Origin of the sequence: Mucilaginibacter sp. (assembly GCF_028288105.1) — a bacterium.
GTDB lineage: Bacteria > Bacteroidota > Bacteroidia > Sphingobacteriales > Sphingobacteriaceae > Mucilaginibacter.
The window spans coordinates 1-4,327 of sequence record NZ_JAQBOI010000283.1; the positions used below are offsets into that span (position 1 = coordinate 1).

5 protein-coding genes are annotated in these 4,327 nt (G+C 44.2%); 3 read left to right on the forward strand and 2 right to left on the reverse strand.

Annotated elements, in window-relative coordinates; all coding sequences use genetic code 11:
* Positions 1-643, reverse strand: a 643-nt coding sequence (locus tag JWQ85_RS18955; protein WP_299470747.1) for a lyase family protein, incomplete at its 3' end; no start/stop codon positions are given.
* A gap of 83 nt (positions 644-726) precedes the next feature.
* Positions 727-1,704, reverse strand: a complete 978-nt coding sequence (locus tag JWQ85_RS18960; protein WP_299470749.1) for a tetratricopeptide repeat protein — start codon at positions 1,702-1,704, stop codon at positions 727-729.
* Positions 1,705-1,815: 111 nt separating this feature from the next.
* Between JWQ85_RS18960 and JWQ85_RS18965 the strand changes: the two genes are divergently transcribed.
* The 3 genes from JWQ85_RS18965 to JWQ85_RS18975 all read left to right on the forward strand — a co-directional run bounded on the left by JWQ85_RS18965 (position 1,816) and on the right by JWQ85_RS18975 (position 4,212).
* On the forward strand, positions 1,816-3,027 hold the full coding sequence (locus tag JWQ85_RS18965) for a serine hydrolase (protein ID WP_299470751.1): 1,212 nt from the start codon (positions 1,816-1,818) through the stop codon (positions 3,025-3,027).
* Between the two features lie 119 nt (positions 3,028-3,146).
* Positions 3,147-3,452: a YbaB/EbfC family nucleoid-associated protein gene (locus JWQ85_RS18970; RefSeq protein WP_299470753.1), complete on the forward strand. Its 306-nt coding sequence runs from the start codon at positions 3,147-3,149 to the stop codon at positions 3,450-3,452.
* A gap of 82 nt (positions 3,453-3,534) precedes the next feature.
* Complete coding sequence (locus tag JWQ85_RS18975) at positions 3,535-4,212, forward strand: metal-dependent hydrolase (protein ID WP_299470755.1); 678 nt, start codon at positions 3,535-3,537, stop codon at positions 4,210-4,212.
* The last annotated feature ends 115 nt before the right edge of the window (positions 4,213-4,327 follow it).

A 4,327-nucleotide genomic window follows, 5' to 3' on the forward strand; every position in this document is an offset into this window, starting at 1 on the left:
CTTTTAAACCGTGGTTTAGCTGCGATACATAGCCCGAAAATTCCTGGCCTAAAGTAAGCGGCGTAGCATCCATTAAATGGGTACGGCCAATTTTCACCACGCTTTTAAATGCTTCGCTTTTTGCCTGCAAGGTGTCGCGCAATTTTTCAATCCCGGGGATGGTTACATCGATCAAGATCTTGTATGCCGCGACATGCATAGCGGTTGGATAAGTATCGTTTGATGATTGCGATTTGTTCACGTCATCATTCGGGTGGATAAAGGTTTTGCCTTCGCCCAATTTGTTGCCCTGCAATACGTGCACACGGTTAGCAACCACCTCGTTTACGTTCATGTTTGATTGCGTGCCCGAACCTGTTTGCCAGATCACCAACGGGAACTCACTTGCCAGTGAACCGGCCAGGATCTCGTCGCACACCTGTGCTATCAGGTCGCGCTTATCGGCAGGTAAAACACCCAAATCGGTATTGGTGTAAGCCGCTGCTTTTTTAAGGTAAGCAAAGGCGTCTATAATTTCCTTCGGCATAGAAGCCTCGGGGCCTATTTTGAAATTGTTGCGTGAGCGCTCAGTTTGTGCGCCCCAGTATTTGTCGGCGGGTACCTGTACCGCGCCCATGGTATCATGTTCGGTTCTGAAACTCATATTGATAGTATGTTTTTGCAGGGGCAAATTTAGGGTTTTATGTGGTTAAGGCCGCTATCCCGAAGTAATCTTTTTAGTACATTCTATTGCACCCTGGTTTCTTTAACCCACTTATCTAATTCACCTACTTGCGCCGCATTTTCCTGAATCCATTTAGCATTTTTCGGGAAGCTGCTTTGGCTGATAACTCTTACAAAAGTTGCCAGGTTATCACTTTGAGATAATCTGTAATAGTAATCGGCAAATTTGTACTTGCTGCCAAAAACTGTGAAAAGTTCTTTCAGTTGTGCGGTGAGCAGGGCTGTCGGCGATGCATACTTGCGGGTCATGAAACCGGCCAATACTTTGGTTATCGCCTTGTTTTGCGCAAAGGCTTCAGCTTTAACAGTCGGCGTTGGCTGGTAACCGGCCTCGGCTTGCAGCGTTCCTCTTTGCAGAATATTCTGCAGGTTACCAAAGGCTTCTTTGCTTCGGAGGCTGTTTGGTTCCAGTTGTAAGAAACGGCAAAACCCAAGCAATGCTTCGGCGCGTTTATTCTCGTGGAAGTTTGCCAGCGCATACATCCGCACACTGCCCGCATCTGCCGAATCGCGTTTTATTGCGCTGATAAAACTTTGTTCCGCATCCGGATACTGTTTACCGCGATACTGAACGATACCTAAATTATAGTAAATACGCTGATTGGTGCTATCGGTTTTGATGCCATTTTTGTAGGCAGCAATTGCTTTTGGGAACTGGTTGGCGTTACCATAAATACTGCCTAACAAGCTATAGGAAGCGGCGGTTAACTGTACACTGGCATTACCTTTTATTGCTTTTTCAATGTAAGGGATGCCCTCGTTACCCCTGCCGCTTGCAAAAAGGGTAAAAGCCAGTTCATAATTAGCGCGGGTATTTTCGGGTTCTACGGCTAAGGCGCTTTTGTACTTTTCAGTAGCTTCGGCGTATTTTTTTTGCGCGCTTAATTGCTGGCCTTCTTTTATAAGACTGCCTGCATCCTGGGCCCGGGCAATGCCGGTTGTTATTATTATCAAGAGCAGTGTTCTCGCTAAAAATCTCATTCCCAAATTTAAGAGTTTATATTTTGTTGAAACATTAATTGAATTTTAATCTTATACATCCTATATAATTTCTAATTTTCGCCTTCGTTAAAAGTGAAAGAATTTTTGTCTATGAAACAAGTGTGCACAACTGCCATTTCCACTATATTTTCCCTGCTCGCATTTACTTCCTGCTCATCCAGCAATGGTGATAACAAAAAAGGCTTAGCCGATAATGGTAAGCCTTTTAACACCACCGAACTGCTTAAGTATGACCCCGCCAAAGCTGATAAAAAAATTGACGAATTTATGCAGCACCTGCATAAGGTAAGCGGTTTTAACGGCAATGTGCTCGTAGCTAAAAAAGGTAAAATTATTTATGAAGGGGCCTTTGGTTGGGCCAACCACCTAACCCGCGACAGCCTAAAGCTAAGCTCCCAATTCGAGCTGGCATCGGTTACCAAAACCATGACGGGTACCGCTATTATGCAGCTTTGGGAAAAAGGAAAGATCAAATTGGACCAAAATGTTAAAGACTTTTTTCCAGATTTTCCGTACGATGGCGTAACCATTCGCCTGCTGTTAACACATCGTAGCGGCATGATGAACTACGTTTATTTTGTAGATAACATTTATCGCAGCCAGCATCTTAACCAAAAGAAAGGTCTTACCAATAAAGAGGCAATGGACCTGATAGCCAAATACAAGCCGGCCCGTTTTAACAAACCAAACGCCAGCTTCTTGTATAATAACAGCAACTTTATGGTGCTGGGCGCCATCATAGAAAAAGTTACCGGCATGTCTTATGCCGATTACATGAAAGAGAACATTTTTAAACCCGCCGGGATGACACATACCGCGGTGTACTCTAAAGCGGTTTATGATAAAATACCGGCTGATGTGGTTGGCCACGACCGCAACAGCTGGAAATATTCGGTAGCGCAAAACTTTTTAGACGGCCCTGTAGGCGATAAAGGTATATACAGCACCGTTGCCGACCTCTACATTTTTGACCAGGCCCTTAAAGCCGGTCGTTTGATAAAACAAGCCACGCAAGATTCCGCCTATACCGGGCGCAACCCAATGATACGCGGACATTTTAACTATGGCTACGGCTGGAGGATATTTGAAAGCCCGGGCCAGAAAGTGGTTTACCATACCGGATGGTGGCACGGCTTTCGCCATATATTTTTGCGTGATATGAAAAACGATGTTACCATTGTTTTGTTAGGTAATGTAGTTAACGGCAGTTTGCTGCACCTTGATGATCTTTTTAAAATGACCGGCATGCCGGTAGTTCGAAAAGGGGCTTATAACGGCGCCGGAGATACGGCGGAGGATTAAGCCTCAGATGTGCAGATGCGTGAATATGCAGATGTGCGGATGATTATCTAATATTTAATAACCTGGGTATGCAATGATCTACACATACGCACATTTGCATATCTGCACATTTAAACATTATGTTCGATAAATTGATGGAAGCCCAGCAAAAAGCTGGCGAAGTAAAAAAACGCTTAGATGCCATAAGCGTTACAGGCACTGCCGAGGGTGGCAAAATTACCGTACAGGCCAATGCCAATAAAGTAGTACAGTCGGTTAGTATTGATGCCGACTTTTTTAAGGATGCCGATAAAGAAGAACTGGAAGAACTACTGGTAGTTGCTATTAACAAAGCCATGGAACAGGCGGATAATGTTAGCCAAAGCGAAATGGCCGCTATAACCAGCGCTATGTTTGGCGGCATGGGCGGTTTGTTTGGCAAATAAGTTTATTAAAAGCAACCCGGGCTTAATGCATGGCGTTATATACAATAAGTAAACTAGCGCTTTAAAATTTGAATCATTTACCATGAAACTTACCTATTACGGCCAGTCGACCATTGAGATAGTGGCCAATGGCAAAACATTATTATTCGACCCTTTCATCACCCCAAACGAGTTGGCTAAACATATTGATGTGAACAGCCTTAAACCAGATTATATCCTGGTATCCCATGGCCATGGCGACCACGTTGCCGACCTGATAACTGTTCAAAAGAACAGCGGGGCCAAAGTTATCTGCATTGCCGAAATTGCAGGCTGGCTGGGCAAACAGGGTATTACCAATGTACATGGCATGAACATTGGAGGCGGCTTTAACTTTGATTTTGGCCGTGTTAAAATGGTGAACGCTGTACATTCAGGCGCATTGCCAGATGGATCTAACGGTGGTAACCCCGCAGGTTTTGTTATCTATTCGGAAGGTAAAGCCATTTACTTTTCAGGCGATACCGCGCTTACCTACGATATGAAGCTGCTGGAAGACGAGAACCTGAATTGGGCGATACTACCTTTAGGCGACAACTATACCATGGGTGCCGATGATGCTATTAAAGCCGCGGCATTCGTTAACTGTAAAAACGTTATCGGTGTACATTACGATTCGTTTCCGGTGATAAAAATTGACAAGGAAGAAGTTGCCGGTAAATTTGCTAAAGCCGGGCTTAATTTACAATTGCCTGCCATTGGCGACAGCATAGAATTATAAGAAAAATCAATTCACAAAAAAGCCTCCCGGTTAGCGGGAGGCTTTTTTGTTAGAAGAAGAATTACATTTTCATCCCGGTGTCTTTTTTAGTACTGTCTTTCTTAGTGCTGTCTTT